The organism is Agromyces laixinhei (assembly GCF_006337065.1).
Classification (GTDB): domain Bacteria; phylum Actinomycetota; class Actinomycetes; order Actinomycetales; family Microbacteriaceae; genus Agromyces; species Agromyces laixinhei.
Genome location: NZ_CP040872.1, coordinates 2,776,113 through 2,790,310, shown reverse-complemented (window position 1 = coordinate 2,790,310; position 14,198 = coordinate 2,776,113). Strand labels below are relative to the sequence as shown.

The following is a 14,198-nucleotide window of genomic DNA, read 5'->3' as shown; positions in this document are numbered from 1 at the left end:
CCCGCATCCACTTTTTTCAGGAGTCTTCGGGCCGGTTCGGCTGAAACCGGCCCGTTTCTCCTGAGAAGAGTGCGATTTCGGGGGGCGGTTCCTGAGAAAGGGTGTGTCGCCTGGCGCGAGGCGCGCGCAAGCGCCGTTCGGCCGCGAGCACCTCGGTTTCGCGGCGCTGCGCCTCTCGTCGTGCTGCCCGGTCGATGCCGAAGCGGCGGTCGGTCGCGCGGGCCGCGATGAGGCCCACGGCGAGGGCTTGGGCGAGGAGCATGGTTCCGTTCAATCCTGTGCCCTCGACTGAGGACTCCTCCATGCTCGCGAGCCTCGCGAGCCTCGCGAATCGGCGGATCCGGGCCACCCCGTTCGCAACCCCCGGGAGTACACTGAGGTTCTCTCGAATTTCTCAGCGGGTTCCGTCATGGCACCCGGTTCTCTCGAAGCAGGGGGCATGATGTTCGTCGATTTCATCGGGGTGGTCGCCACCCTCGGATTCGTGGGGCTGCTCGTGGGCACCACGGTGCTCGCGGGCCGCGGCCTCGGGCTCGAGCAGCGCGCGGGTCTCCTCGAGCGACGTGACCCGGCCACCGCCGAGGCGCTGCGCAGAGCCCAGTCGATCACCGGTTTCGGCGGGGGCGCCTTCGGCGACGAGGGCTACTACTCGACGGTCTGCACACCGTCGCGGCGCAGCGGGCTCGACTTGGCGCGCGTGCGCGGCACCGATCCCGACCTGCGTGTCGAGGCCGCCGAGGAAGCGCTGCCGCCGATGCCCGCGACCGTGGTCGTGCTCGGCCGAAGCGAGCATGTGCCGCGCACGCTGCGCGCGGGGCACGCGAATCGTCGCTCTCAGCCGGTCGAAACGGTGAAGAGCCCCGGCCACCAGCCCACCGCGAGCGGGTAGCCGACGAAGGAGACGATGTCGAGGATCCAGTGCGCGATGACGAGCGGCATCGTGCGGCCCCAGCGCTGGTAGCACCAGCCGAAGACGACCCCCATCGCGACGTTGCCGAAGAACGGTCCGATGCCCTGGTACAGGTGGTACGTGCCGCGAAGCAGCGCGCTCGACACGATCGTCGCCCATGGTCCGACACCGAGTTCCCTGAACCTCGTGAAGAGGTAGCCCACGACGATGACCTCTTCGACGAGCGCGGCCTCGAGCGCTCGGAAGATGAGCACCGGCACCGTCCACCACAACCAGTCGGCCGGTGAGGCCTCCACCGCGACAGTGAGGCCGAGCGCGCGGCCGAGCGCGTAGAGGGCGAGACCGGGCACGCCGATGGCGAGCACGAGCAGCACTCCGGATGCCGCGTCGCGGCCGGGTCTCGACAGGTCGAGCCCGATGCGGCGGAACGGATTCGTGCCTGGCGCCCACAAGAGGTACAGCACGAGCGCGACGGCGAAGAGGCCGAAGAAGACGTCGAGGAACTGGTAGGTGAAGTCGAGCCATTCACGCGGCGCACGTGAGGGGTTCAGGGCGACGGTCTGCTCGCCGAGCGGGGTCTCCTCGGTCAACTTCGCCACGATCGAGACGATCGAGTAGACGGCGGAGGCACCGAGCGAGAGACCGAACACGATCCCGACCTCGAGTCGAAGGCGCGCCGCGGAAGACATGCGGCAATCCTCGCATGAGCGATCCGAACGCAAGAATGCTGCGGGGCCGCGGCGATTTCCGGCGGACGGGGCGTCGCTAGGTTGCGCGTGGGTAACGGTTTGCCGTTCTGGTTTGCTTCGAGGTGGCGCGCTTCATAGTCTCGATCTACCAGCGCTCCAGTGCGGCCAGAAGCCGTGCTGTCGACGCACATCCCACAGGAGGAACATTGAAGATCAAGAGAATTGGCGTGGTCGCCATTGCTCTTGCGGCTGCGGGAGCGCTCACGCTCTCGGGCTGCACCAGCGGCGACACCGGCGCTACAGACGAGTCCGGCAGCTCCACCGCCATCATCACGACGAACGGCTCAGAGCCGCAGAACCCGCTGATCCCGACCAACACGAACGAGGTCGGCGGCGGCAAGATCCTCGACTCGATCTTCGCGGGCCTGATCTTCTATGACGCCGACGGCGCCCCCGTCAACGACATGGCCGAGTCGATCGAGACCGAAGACGCGCAGCACTACACGATCAAGATCAAAGCCGATCAGACCTTCTCGAACGGCGAGCCGGTCACGGCGAACTCGTTCGTCGACGCGTGGAACTACGGCGCGGCGCTCGACAACGCCCAGCTTTCGAGCTACTTCTTCGAGTCGATCGAGGGCTTCAGCTACGACGTCAACGTGCCCGAACTGCCGGGTCTCGTGGTCGTCGACGACCTGACCTTCGAGGTGACGCTGTCGCAGCCCGAGTCGGACTTCCCGCTGCGCCTCGGCTACTCGGCGTTCTTCCCGCTGCCCGAGTCGGCATGGGAAGACCTCGAGGCCTTCGGCGAGAACCCGATCGGCAACGGCCCGTACATGCTCGACGGCGAAGGCGCCTGGAAGCACAACGAGAAGATCGACCTCGTCGTGAACCCCGACTACCAGGGCCCCCGCCAGCCCGCCAACGGCGGACTCGACATCATCTTCTACGCCACGCAGGACGCGTCGTACGCCGACCTCCAGGGCGGCAACGTCGATGTGGTCGACCAGATTCCGCCGAGCGCGCTCGGCACGTACGAAGACGAGTTCGGCGACCGCTCGGTCAACCAGGCCGCGGCCATCTTCCAGTCGTTCACGATCCCGGCTCGCCTGCCGCACTTCTCGGGCGAAGAGGGTGAACTCCGCCGCGCTGCCATCTCGAAGGCGATCAACCGTGAAGAGATCACCGATGTGATCTTCGAGGGCGCCGCTACGGCTACCCATGACTTCACGTCGCCGGTCATCGACGGCTACTCCGAAGAGATCCCCGGTTCCGACGTGCTCGACTTCGACGCTGACGCAGCCAAAGACCTCTGGGCTCAGGCCGACGCCATCGCGCCCTGGACGGGAACATTCCAGATCGGGTACAACGCCGACGGCGGCCACCAGGCCTGGGTCGACGCTGTGGCGAACCAGCTGAAGAACAACCTCGGCATCGAGGCATCGGGCAACCCGTTCCCGACCTTCGCCGAGTTCCGCACCTCGGTCACCGACCGCGCTATCCAGACCCCGTTCCGCTCGGGTTGGCAGGCCGACTACCCGGCGCTGTTCAACTTCCTCGGACCGATCTACGGCACGGGTGCGGGCTCGAACGACGGCGACTACTCGAACCCCGAGTTCGACACCCTCCTCACCGAGGGTCTCGCCGAGACTGAGATCGATGCCGCGAACGAGAAGTTCCAGCAGGCGCAGGAGATCCTCTTCAAGGACCTCCCCGCCATCCCGCTCTGGTACCGCACCGTCAACGGAGCGTGGAGCGAGCAGGTCGAGAACGTCCAGTACGGATGGAACTCGGTACCGCTCTACTACCAGATCACCAAGAGCGAGTAGTTCTCGTTCAGGTCGACTCGGGTTTCTTGAGTCACCTGTGGGGCGGCAGCCGATCGGCTGCCGCCCCATCCCCACGTATTCACCCGATGCGAACCCGATCGGCGTAGCATCGTGTGACGAACTCGCATAGCGGTGAGGTTTCTTCGACATGTCAACATCCACGAATTGCGGGGCCTGATCAATGGCCGGCTACATCGTGCGCCGACTGCTGCAGGTGATCCCTGTGCTGCTCGGCACCACCTTCCTGATCTACTTCATGGTCTTCGCCATGCCGGGCGACCCCGTCGTCGGGCTCTTCGGCGACAAGACCCCGCCCCCGGCCGTGGTCGAGGAGCTGCGGGCGCGGTACAACCTGGACAAACCGTTCATCGTCCAGTACCTGCTCTTCCTCGGCAACATCCTTCGCGGTGACCTCGGCGTCTCGTTCTCGGGTCAGCCGGTGGCCGATATCCTCGCGCAGACCTTTCCGGTGACCCTCCGGCTCGCGATGCTCTCGGTCTTCTTCCTGATGGTCGCCGGCATCTCGGTCGGCCTCGTCTCGGGCCTGCGCAAGGGCGGCATCTTCGATGCGAGCGCCCTCGTGGTCAGCCTCATGCTCATCTCGGTCCCGATCTTCGTCGTGGGCTTCGTGGCCCAGTACGTCTTCGCCATCCAGCTCGGGTGGTTCCGGCCCACTGTCGGGTTCGGTGCGCCATGGTCTGAGCTCGTCTTACCGGCGTTGGTACTCGCGACCGGCAGCTTCGCGCAGATCGTTCGACTGACGAGGTCGTCAGTCATCGAGACCGAGGGTCAAGACTTCGTTCGCACCGCCGCGAGCAAGGGCCTCTCCCGCCGGCGCATCGTCCCCGTGCACATCCTTCGCAACTCGCTGATCCCCGTGGTGACCTACCTCGCGGTGGACTTCGGTGTGCTCATGGTCGGCGCCGTCATCACCGAGGGCATCTTCAACGTGCCGGGTGTCGGCCGCACCGTCTACCAGGCGATCATCCGGGGAGAGAACCCGACCGTCGTCGCCTTCGTCACCATCATGGTGCTGATCTATCTCGTGGTGAACCTGCTGATCGATCTGTTCTACGCCGTTCTCGACCCGAGGATCCGCTATGCCAAGTAAGACCCGACCCAATCAGGAGCACTTCGTCGCTCCGCTCGAAGAGACGCCGCTCGTCGCGATCGACTCCGTCAAGACCGAGGGCAAGCCGTCGAACCTGTGGCGCGATGCCTGGGCCGACGTTCGCAAGCGCCCGATGTTCTGGATCTCTGCCGCACTCATCGTGCTGGTCGTCGTCGTCGCACTGTTCCCGAACTGGTTCACGCAGGTTCCCCCGAACAACGACTGCCAGCTCGCCAACAGCAACGGCGGGCCGACCGCGGGCCATCCGCTCGGCTTCACGAAACAGGGCTGCGACATCTACTCGCGCATCATCCACGGCACGTCGACCTCGCTGTCAGTCGGTCTCATCGTGACCTTCCTGGTGGCCTTCCTCGGCATCGTGTTCGGGGCATTCTCCGGCTTCTACGGCGGATGGATCGACTCGGTGCTCTCGCGAATCGGCGACATCTTCTTCTCGATCCCCTACATCCTCGCCGCAGTGGTCGTCATGTCGGTGATGTCGAAGTACGCGAGCGTCTGGGTGATCTCGCTCGCGATCGGCCTCTTCGCCTGGCCATCCACGGCACGTGTGCTGAGAGCCGAGATCCTCAGGGTGAAGAACTCCGACTTCGTGATGGCGGCCACCGCGCTGGGCGTCTCGAAGTTCAGGATCCTGCTCCGCCACGTGCTGCCGAACTCGATCGCGCCGGTCATCGTCATCACGACGCTCTCGCTCGCGGCGGCGATCGTCGCCGAGGCGAGTCTGTCCTTCCTCGGCGTGGGCCTTCCGAGCACGACGATGTCGTGGGGCAACGACATCTCGGCGGCGCAGAACGACCTGCGCCAGGCACCCCAGACCTTGATCCTGCCCTCCATCGCGCTGTCGATCACCGTGCTGAGCTTCATCATGCTCGGCGAGGTCATCCGTGACGCGCTCGACCCGAAGGCGAGGGCCCAGCGATGAGCGAGACCACGAACGGAGCCGGCATGCACGACAGCTCGGCCGGCGAGGAGCGGCCGCTCCTCGAGATCAAGAACCTGCAGGTCGGGTTCAACACCCAAGACGGAGTGCTCAAGGCTGTCGACGGCGCCAACATCACCCTGTACCGGGGGCAGAGCCTCGCGATCGTGGGTGAGTCGGGCTCCGGCAAGTCGACCACGGCGCACGCGATCATCAACCTGCTGCCCGGCACCGGCCACATCTCGGGCGGCCAGATCCTCCTCGACGGCCAAGACCTCACGAAGGCGTCGGCGAAGGAAATGGAGGGGATCCGCGGCCGCAAGATCGGCTTCGTGCCGCAGGACCCGATGTCCAACCTCAACCCCGTGTGGTCGATCGGCTTCCAGGTCGAGGAGGCCATCCAGGCGAACGGCATCGCCACGGGGCGCAAAGAGGTCAAGAAGCGCGCGATCGAGGTGCTGAAGCAGGCGGGTCTCCACGACGCCGACCGGCGGCTCAAGCAGTTCCCGCACCAGTTCTCGGGCGGCATGCGCCAGCGCGTGCTGATCGGCATGGGCCTCGCAGCGAACCCGCAGTTGCTCATCGCCGACGAGCCGACCTCCGCGCTCGACGTCACGGTGCAGCGGGTCATCCTCGATCACCTCGAGTCGCTCACCCGCGAGCTCGGCACGACGCTGCTGTTCATCACGCACGACCTCGGCCTCGCGGCCGAACGCGCCGAGCAGCTCGTCGTGATGTACAAGGGCCGAATCGTCGAATCCGGCCCGTCGGCCCAGATCCTGCAGAACCCGCAGCATCCGTACACGCAGCGACTCGTCGCCGCGGCGCCGAGTCTCGCCTCGCGCCGCATCCAGGCAACAGGATCGATCTCGGCGGCCGAGTCCTCGATGTCCGACGACGCAGCGAGTGCGGCAGGTGACTCGATCGACCTGCTCGCAACGGCGGAAGCCCGCGCCGAAGCGCTCGCCGCTGCAGAATCCGCTCCGCCGGCGATCGTGGTCGAAGACCTCACCAAGGTCTTCAAGATCCGGGGTTCGGGCGAGTTCACCGCGGTCGATCAGGTCTCGTTCCAGATCCCCAAGGGCACCACCATGGCGCTCGTGGGTGAGTCGGGCTCGGGCAAGTCGACCGTGGCGAAGCTGCTGCTGAAGCTCGAGGATGCCACGAGCGGGAAGATCGTCGTGGGAGGCAAGGACCTCGCGGCCACGAGCGGCAAAGAGCTGTTCGAGCTCCGCGGTCGAATGCAACCGGTGTTCCAGGATCCGTACGGCACGCTCAACCCGCTTCGCAACATCGGCAACACCATCTCGGAGCCGCTGTTCACGCACAAAGTCGGCACGAACGCTTCCCGCCGGGAGCGTGTGTTCGAGCTGCTCGAGCAGGTGTCGCTGCCGCGAACGCTGGTCGGCCGGTATCCCAACGAGCTGTCGGGCGGACAGCGTCAGCGCATCGCGATCGCGCGTGCGCTCGCGCTGAAGCCCGAGATCCTCGTGCTCGACGAGGCGGTCTCCGCGCTCGACGTGCTCGTCCAGGCGCAGATCCTGCGCCTGCTCGCCGATCTGCAGGCAGAACTCGGTCTGACGTACCTCTTCATCACCCACGACCTCGCCGTCGTGCGCGTCATCGCCGATCGGGTCTGCGTGATGCAGCGCGGCAAGATCGTCGAGTCGGCGACCACCGACGAGGTGTTCGACCACCCGCAGGAGCAGTACACGAAAGATCTCCTCGCGGCGATCCCCGGTGCGAACATCCAGCTCGGAGCCTAGACGCCGAGCTGGCGTACAGCAGTACGCGAGCGCCCGGCTCCGAGTGGATCGGAGGCCGGGCGCACGTGCGTTCTCAGCTTCGCGGTCGCCCGACCCTGTAAGCTGGATGGGCGCACGCCGTGACTGCGGCATCCTGCGCTCCCCACAGACCTTCATCTCAGCGCTTCCACGCTGTCTCCGTGCGCTGATCTCGTGCTCGGGGGCGACGGGCGGCCGGCACCCCGAGGACCAAACATGGCCAACGCCACCCGGAATGACCTGCGAAACGTCGCGATCGTCGCGCACGTCGACCACGGCAAGACCACGCTCGTCGACGCGATGCTCAACCAGACGAACTCCTTCGACGCGCACGCGCACGTCGAAGAGCGCGCCATGGACTCGAACGAGCTCGAGCGCGAGAAGGGCATCACGATCCTCGCCAAGAACACGGCGATCTCGTACAGGGGCACGCACGCTGCCGACGGTCCGATCACGATCAACGTGATCGACACCCCGGGTCACGCCGACTTCGGCGGCGAGGTCGAGCGCGGTCTGTCGATGGTCGACGGCGTCGTGCTGCTCGTCGACTCGAGCGAAGGGCCGCTGCCGCAGACCCGCTTCGTGCTCCGCAAGGCCCTCGAGGCCCGCATGCCGGTGATCCTGCTCGTCAACAAGACCGACCGCCCCGATGCGCGCATCGACGAGGTCGTCGCCGAGAGCCAGGACCTGCTCCTCGGCCTCGCCTCCGACATGGCCGACGACGTGCCCGACCTCGACCTCGACGCGATCCTCGATGTGCCGGTCGTCTACGCTTCAGGGCGCAACGGCGCCGCGAGCCATAACAAGCCCGGCAACGGCGAGCTGCCCGACAACGACGACCTCGAGCCGCTCTTCGAGTCGATTCTGCAGCACATCCCCGCGCCGACGTACGACGACGAGCACCCGCTCCAGGCGCACGTGACGAACCTCGATGCTTCACCCTTCCTCGGTCGTCTCGCGCTGCTCCGAGTCTTCCACGGCACGATCAAGAAGGGCCAGACGGTTGCCTGGGTCAAGCACGACGGCTCCGTGCAGAATGTTCGCGTCACCGAGCTCTTCCTGACGAAGGCCCTCGACCGCTACCCGGCCGAGAGTGCCGGCCCCGGCGACATCGCCGTCGTGGCCGGATTCGAGGACATCATGATCGGCGACACCCTCGCCGACGCCGACGATGTGCGCGCGCTCCCGATCATCGCGGTCGATGAGCCGGCGATCTCGATGACGATCGGTACGAACACCTCGCCCCTCGTCGGCAAGGTCAAGGGCCACAAGCTCACCGCCCGCATGGTGAAGGACCGACTCGACCGAGAGCTCGTCGGCAATGTCTCGCTGAAGATTCTCGACATCGGCCGCCCCGACGCGTGGGAGGTGCAGGGCCGCGGCGAGCTCGCGCTCGCGATCCTCGTGGAACAGATGCGCCGTGAGGGCTTCGAACTCACGGTCGGCAAGCCCCAGGTGGTCACGAAGCAGGTCGACGGCAAGACCCACGAGCCGTACGAGCACCTCACGATCGACGCTCCCGAGGAGTACCTCGGCGCGATCACCCAGCTGCTCGCCGCCCGTAAGGGGCGCATGGACAACATGTCGAATCACGGCACCGGCTGGGTGCGCATGGAATTCATCGTGCCGAGCCGCGGGCTCATCGGCTTCCGCACGGAGTTCATGACGACCACGCGCGGCACCGGCATCGCCAACGCGATCTCGCACGGCTACGACGCGTGGGCCGGTCAGATCGTCACCCGCAACAACGGTTCGATCGTCGCCGACCGCTCCGGTGTGGTCACCCCGTTCGCCATCATCGCCCTGCAGGAGCGCATGACCTTCTTCGTGAATCCCACCGAAGAGGTCTACGAGGGCATGGTGATCGGCGAGAACTCCCGCGCCGACGACATGGACGTCAACATCACGAAAGAGAAGAAGCTGACGAACATGCGTTCGTCGACCGCCGACACCTTCGAGTCGATGACGCCGTCGCGCCAACTCTCGCTCGAGGAGTGCCTGGAGTTCGCCCGCGAAGACGAGTGCGTCGAGGTCACGCCGGCCGCCGTGCGCATCCGCAAGGTCGAGCTCGACGCCACGGCGCGTGCACGTGCGACGTCGCGCCTGAAGAAGCAGGGCTGACACACGACTTCTGCATGAGCGGATGCCGCGGGGCTGATCGGCCCGGCGGCATCCGCTTGTTGTCTCGGTGTGCGTTGCGTGTGCCTGGTGCACCTGTGTGCACCTGAGTGCACCTGAGTGCGCCGCTCGCAGGTTCTATGCATGCGCATCTGAGGCTTTTCTCAGAATCGATCCGTACCGTAACTGAGGTTGTCTCGCACTCGACTCGGAAAATACGTAACGCACCCCCATATGATTCCCCCCAAGCACGGCCGCCGCGCGGCCGCCCCCAGCCCCTCCCGCCTTCGCACCGCCCGCCGCTCCGTCGCCGGCGCACCGCATGACCCGACCGGACCCGGCGGCACACCCTCCGCGGTGCGCGCGCATCGCCCGAGGCGCTCGCTGCGGCCGATGTTCTCAGTCATCGCAATGTCGTTCGCCGCGGCCATGATGGTCGCCACGAGCCTGCCGTCACTCGCGGTCTCAGCGACCGACACGGAGGCCCGCGCCTCGGTCTATGCCCCGGCCGAAGACACGATCGAGTACACCCCGCAGACGGTCGAGGTCGGCGGCGAGGGTGTCATGTCGCAGCTGGCGGCCGAACCGTATGACGTCGTGGCGGCGCCGCCGCCCATCGTGTCGGAGGTCGCGAGTCTCGGCAACGTCGCACTCGTCGACACCGACACGATCGTCTGGCCGGTGCTGACCCCTGAGAACCGCAGTAGCGGCTTCGGCCCGCGTGCGGCCCCGTGCTCGGGCTGCTCGACGAATCACGACGGCGTCGACTTCAACCCGGGCAACGGCACCCCCGTGATGTCGATCGCCGACGGCGTCGTGGTGCTCGCCACCGAGAACGGCGGCGGACTCGGGGTCAACATCGAGGTGCAGCACAACATCGGCGGCGAACTCATCACGAGCTCGTACGGGCACATGCAGATCGGGTCGATGACCGTCTCGGTCGGGCAACAGGTCACGGCCGGCCAGGTCATCGGGCTCGTGGGTTCGACCGGTCAGTCGACCGGCCCGCACCTGCACCTCGAGATGTTCGGCGAGGATGGCGTGCGATTCGACGGTTTCGCCTGGCTGTCGGCCCGCCTCGGCTGACGCGCGGCTCAGGCCGCCCAGCTGTGGGACTGGTCAGCAGACGCGGGACTGGTCAGCAGCTGTGGGACTGGTCAGCAGAGCTGGCCGGTGATTAGAGGACTGTAGGACGAAGAGCGCTGTGTAGGACGCGCCGATATCGGTGTGTCCTACAAAGGTGGCTTCGTCCTACATGGGTGCGCGCGGAAGGCGCGCGTGCGCGCGGAAGAGGTGCGTGCGCGCGGAAGAGGTGCGTGCGCGGAAGGCGCGCGTGCGCGCGAGGAAGGTGCGTCGCGCGGAAGCAGTGCGTGCGTGCGCGGCTCAGGCGCCGGTGAACTCCGGCTCGCGCTTCTCGACGAAGGCCGCGACGCCCTCGCGCATGTCCTGTGTGCGGAATGCGTCGCCGAAGCCCGCGACTTCGAGCTCCGTCGCCGACTCGGTGCGCCGGCCGGCCGCGTCGACGAGCACGCGCTTGGCGAGACCGACCGCGGGTGCGGCGTTCGCGCCGACCTCGTCGAGCGTCGCCCGAGCTCCCGCGAAGAGCGACTCGCGATCGGCGAACGACCGAGCGACGAGTCCGATGGCGAGGGCCTCGGCCGTGTCGATGCGTCGTCCGGTGTAGATGAGCTCCTTCGCCCTGGCCAGGCCGACGGCACGGGGGAGACGCACGGTGCCGCCGAACCCCGGGATGAGCCCCAGATGCACTTCGGGCTGCCCGAAGCTCGAGGCATCCGTTGCGTAGATGAAGTCGCAGGCGAGCGCGAGTTCGAGGCCACCGCCGAGTGCGAAGCCGTCGACGCACGCGATGACGGGGGCAGCGAGCCCCTCGATCGCTGCGGCGACCCGGTGACCGAGTCGGGCCGTCTCTTCAGCCTGTTCGGGTGTGAACTGCGCCATCGCCCTGATGTCGGCGCCCGCCACGAAGGCGCGTCCGCCGGCGCCGGTCAGCAGTACCCCGCGTACGTCGCTGCCCTCGGCGGCGAGCGCCTCGAAGGTGCCGAGGATCGTGGAGAGCACCTCAGGGGAGAGCGCGTTCAGCGCCCTCGGCCGGTCGATCGTCACGATCGCGATGCCGCCGTCGCGCTCGACGCGCACGTCGGGCCCGTTCTCCTGGGTGCTGGGCTCGGCCATCGTCGATCCTCTCCGCACGGCCCGTTCCGTGTCGCGCTCCACGCTACGGCATCCGCCCCGCGTGCCCGATAGAATTCCTGAAGGGGCCATCGGATGCCTCGATGCGCGCCGTGCACGCCCCGATACCAGACCACTGCATACGAGGAGTCGACCATGCGACAGTCCACCACCAGCCGTCGTCTGGGCGCTGCCGCGCTGATCGCGGCGCTCGCCGTGACGGGTCTTTCCGCCTGCTTCCCGAACCCGGCCGACCTCGTCGAGCAGGGCGTCGAAGACGCCGTCGAGGGCGCCACCGGCGGCGACGTCAGCCTCGGCGGCGAACTGCCGGACGGCTTTCCCGAATCGGTCGCACTCGTCGACGGCGACATCACCTTCGCCGCCGGCGCGGGCGGCAGCGAAGGCTGGATCGTGATGATCGCGTCGACCGCGGCCGACCCCGTCGCCGACGCGGCGGCGAAGCTCGAGGCCGCGGGCTTCACCGAAGACACCACACTGTCGGGTGAGGGCGCGAGCGCCGTCGTGTACTCGAACGGCGAGTACTTCGTGCTCGTGGCCGGTGAGGGCGAGGCGGTCTCGTACACGGTCACGCCACAGACGAAATGACGAGTCGCGGCAGCCGCATCGGCACGATCGTCGTCGCGTTCCTGATCGGGCTCTTCTACGGCGCACTCGGCACGGTCGGGCATCGCACGTCGTGGACCATCGGTGAGATCGCGGTTCCGTGGGGGCTCGTCGCCGCCCTCGTCGGCGTCGCGGGCCTGCTGCTCGGAATCAGGCTCGTCGCCGGCGGGCGCGGGGCCGCCGCAGCAGCGGGTGCCGGCATCGTCGTCGCGGTCGCCGTGCTCACACTTCCGGGTCCGGGCGGTTCGGTGCTCATCGTCGGCGACCTCACCGGCACGGTGTGGTCGATCGCGCCTGCGCTCATCGCGGTGCTCGTCGTCGCCTGGCCGAAGCTGCCGAAGCCCCGGCCGCGCGACGCCGAGACCCTGCGCGACGCCTAGACTGGAGTCCCATCCTCTCGAAGGGACAGCGAACACCGTGACCTATGTCATCGCCCTTCCGTGCGTCGACGTCAAAGACCGCGCCTGCATCGACGAGTGTCCCGTCGACTGCATCTACGAGGGTGAACGCTCGCTCTACATCCACCCTGACGAGTGCGTCGACTGCGGGGCGTGCGAACCGGTCTGCCCGGTCGAGGCGATCTACTACGAAGACGACCTGCCCGAGATGTGGGCCGACTACTACAAGGCCAACGTCGAGTTCTTCGACGACATCGGATCGCCCGGCGGTGCCGCCAAGATCGGCGTCATCCCGAAGGATCACCCCGTGATCGCGGTGCTCCCTCCTCAGGCGCACTGAGCATGGCGCGCGGCGAGCTGCCCGACTATCCGTGGGACCTCATGGTGCCGTTCCGTGAGCGCGCCGCCGTGCATCCCGACGGTGTCGTCGACCTGTCGATCGGCTCGCCGGTGGACCCGACCCCGGCGCTCGTGCGAACAGCGCTCGCGAACGCGACCGATGCCCACGCCTATCCCCAGACGATCGGCACCGACGAACTGCGCAGCGCCATCATCGACTGGTTCGCCCGTCGCCGCGGTGTCACCGGGCTCACGTCGGCCAATGTGCTGCCGACCGTCGGCTCCAAGGAGCTCGTCGCACTGCTGCCGTTCCTGCTCGGACTCGGCGAGGGCGACGTCGTCGTGCACCCGCGGGCGGCGTACCCGAGCTACGAGATGGGCGCCGTGCTCGTCGGCGCCACGGCGATGGCCTCCGACGACCCGGCCGAGTGGCCCGCCGAGACGAAGCTCGTCTGGCTGAACAGCCCAGGCAACCCCGACGGCCGGGTGCTCACGATCGACGAACTGCGCACCGCACGCGAGCGTGCCCTCGAACTCGACGCGATCATCGTCGGCGACGAGTGCTACGCCGAGCTCGGGTGGGAGGGCGAGTGGGCGGATGCCCCGGCTCCGAGCCTGCTCGACCCGCGGGTCGTCGGCGAGAGCCGTCACCAGGTGCTCGTCGCCTATTCGCTGTCGAAGCAGTCGAACATGGCCGGGTACCGCACCGCCTTCATCGCGGGGTGCGCAGCCGTCATCGGGCGCATCACGACCGTGCGCAAGCACGCGGGGCTCATGCTCCCGCAACCGTTGCAGGCGGCGATGATCGCCGCGCTCCGCGACGACGTGCACGTGGCAGAGCAGAAGGAGCGATACCGCGCACGCCGCGACCTGCTGAAGCCCGCGCTCGAGGCAGCCGGATTCCGCATCGATCGCAGCGAGGCCGGACTCTATCTCTGGGCGACCGAGGGCCGCGCGGCCTGGGAGTCGATCGGGCGGCTCGCCGACCTCGGCATCGTCGCCGGCCCCGGCATCTTCTACGGCCCCCACCATCCCGAACATGTTCGGCTGTCGCTGACCGCGACCGACGAGCGCATCTCGGCCGCCTCCGAGCGGCTCCGAGCTGCCGCACCGGCGTGACATCCGCTCGTTCGTGCTGAGGCGAGGCCTGCGGCTGTGATTCCCACCAACGGAAGCGGCGATCTGTTGGCGAGTGCGACAGTTGGCCCGGCGCCCGTCTAGGCTGTAATCGGGCCGCGGCCGCCCTGAGGGCCGCGACCGGAAGGC

14 protein-coding genes are annotated in these 14,198 nt (G+C 67.5%); 11 read left to right on the top strand and 3 right to left on the bottom strand.

From position 1 onward, the window contains the following. Positions 1-16 precede the first annotated feature (16 nt). Positions 17-304, bottom strand: a complete 288-nt coding sequence (locus tag FHG54_RS13195) for a hypothetical protein (RefSeq protein ID WP_139417677.1) — start codon at positions 302-304, stop codon at positions 17-19. Between the two features lie 105 nt (positions 305-409). Here FHG54_RS13195 and FHG54_RS13190 point away from each other — a divergent pair, with 105 nt between their 5' ends. Continuing rightward, positions 410-889 (top strand): hypothetical protein, encoded by a 480-nt coding sequence (locus FHG54_RS13190; protein WP_139417676.1) that lies wholly within the window; start codon positions 410-412, stop codon positions 887-889. Here the strand turns inward: FHG54_RS13190 and FHG54_RS13185 are convergent. Continuing rightward, positions 835-1,599 (bottom strand): CPBP family intramembrane glutamic endopeptidase, encoded by a 765-nt coding sequence (locus tag FHG54_RS13185; protein ID WP_139417675.1) that lies wholly within the window; start codon positions 1,597-1,599, stop codon positions 835-837. The two genes, FHG54_RS13190 and FHG54_RS13185, sit on opposite strands and share 55 nt — an antisense overlap. 206 nt (positions 1,600-1,805) lie before the next feature. On the opposite strand from FHG54_RS13185, the gene FHG54_RS13180 reads away from it, so the two are divergent. From FHG54_RS13180 to FHG54_RS13155, 6 genes are all read left to right on the top strand, one after another. Beyond that, positions 1,806-3,428 carry a peptide ABC transporter substrate-binding protein gene (locus FHG54_RS13180; protein WP_139417674.1) on the top strand — a complete coding sequence of 541 codons (1,623 nt, stop codon included), beginning with the start codon at positions 1,806-1,808 and terminating at the stop codon, positions 3,426-3,428. Between the two features lie 181 nt (positions 3,429-3,609). Continuing rightward, positions 3,610-4,539, top strand: coding sequence for an ABC transporter permease (locus tag FHG54_RS13175; RefSeq protein WP_139417673.1), 930 nt, complete (start codon positions 3,610-3,612; stop codon positions 4,537-4,539). Further along, entirely contained in the window at positions 4,529-5,482 is a 954-nt protein-coding gene (locus FHG54_RS13170; RefSeq protein WP_139417672.1) for an ABC transporter permease, read from the top strand. The genes FHG54_RS13175 and FHG54_RS13170 overlap by 11 nt, the downstream gene beginning before the upstream one ends. After that, on the top strand, positions 5,479-7,245 hold the full coding sequence (locus FHG54_RS13165) for a dipeptide ABC transporter ATP-binding protein (protein ID WP_139417671.1): 1,767 nt from the start codon (positions 5,479-5,481) through the stop codon (positions 7,243-7,245). Before FHG54_RS13170 ends, FHG54_RS13165 begins: the two co-directional genes overlap by 4 nt. Before the next feature lie 234 nt (positions 7,246-7,479). Next, positions 7,480-9,384, top strand: a complete 1,905-nt coding sequence (gene typA, locus FHG54_RS13160; protein WP_139417670.1) for a translational GTPase TypA — start codon at positions 7,480-7,482, stop codon at positions 9,382-9,384. Positions 9,385-9,774: 390 nt separating this feature from the next. After that, positions 9,775-10,467, top strand: a complete 693-nt coding sequence (locus tag FHG54_RS13155; protein ID WP_157008573.1) for a M23 family metallopeptidase — start codon at positions 9,775-9,777, stop codon at positions 10,465-10,467. A gap of 297 nt (positions 10,468-10,764) precedes the next feature. On the opposite strand, the gene FHG54_RS13150 is transcribed toward FHG54_RS13155, so the two are convergent. Beyond that, positions 10,765-11,574 (bottom strand): enoyl-CoA hydratase/isomerase family protein, encoded by an 810-nt coding sequence (locus tag FHG54_RS13150; protein WP_139417668.1) that lies wholly within the window; start codon positions 11,572-11,574, stop codon positions 10,765-10,767. A gap of 153 nt (positions 11,575-11,727) precedes the next feature. Here FHG54_RS13150 and FHG54_RS13145 point away from each other — a divergent pair, with 153 nt between their 5' ends. From FHG54_RS13145 to dapC, 4 genes are read left to right on the top strand one after another with little or no spacing between them, the layout of a single operon-like run. Then, positions 11,728-12,177, top strand: coding sequence for a hypothetical protein (locus FHG54_RS13145; protein ID WP_139417667.1), 450 nt, complete (start codon positions 11,728-11,730; stop codon positions 12,175-12,177). Then, on the top strand, positions 12,174-12,575 hold the full coding sequence (locus tag FHG54_RS13140; protein ID WP_139417666.1) for a DUF6113 family protein: 402 nt from the start codon (positions 12,174-12,176) through the stop codon (positions 12,573-12,575). Before FHG54_RS13145 ends, FHG54_RS13140 begins: the two co-directional genes overlap by 4 nt. A 37-nt stretch (positions 12,576-12,612) precedes the next feature. After that, positions 12,613-12,933: a ferredoxin gene (gene fdxA, locus FHG54_RS13135; protein ID WP_056658762.1), complete on the top strand. Its 321-nt coding sequence runs from the start codon at positions 12,613-12,615 to the stop codon at positions 12,931-12,933. Between the two features lie 2 nt (positions 12,934-12,935). Next, on the top strand, positions 12,936-14,051 hold the full coding sequence (dapC, locus tag FHG54_RS13130; protein ID WP_139417665.1) for a succinyldiaminopimelate transaminase: 1,116 nt from the start codon (positions 12,936-12,938) through the stop codon (positions 14,049-14,051). Positions 14,052-14,198 lie beyond the last annotated feature (147 nt).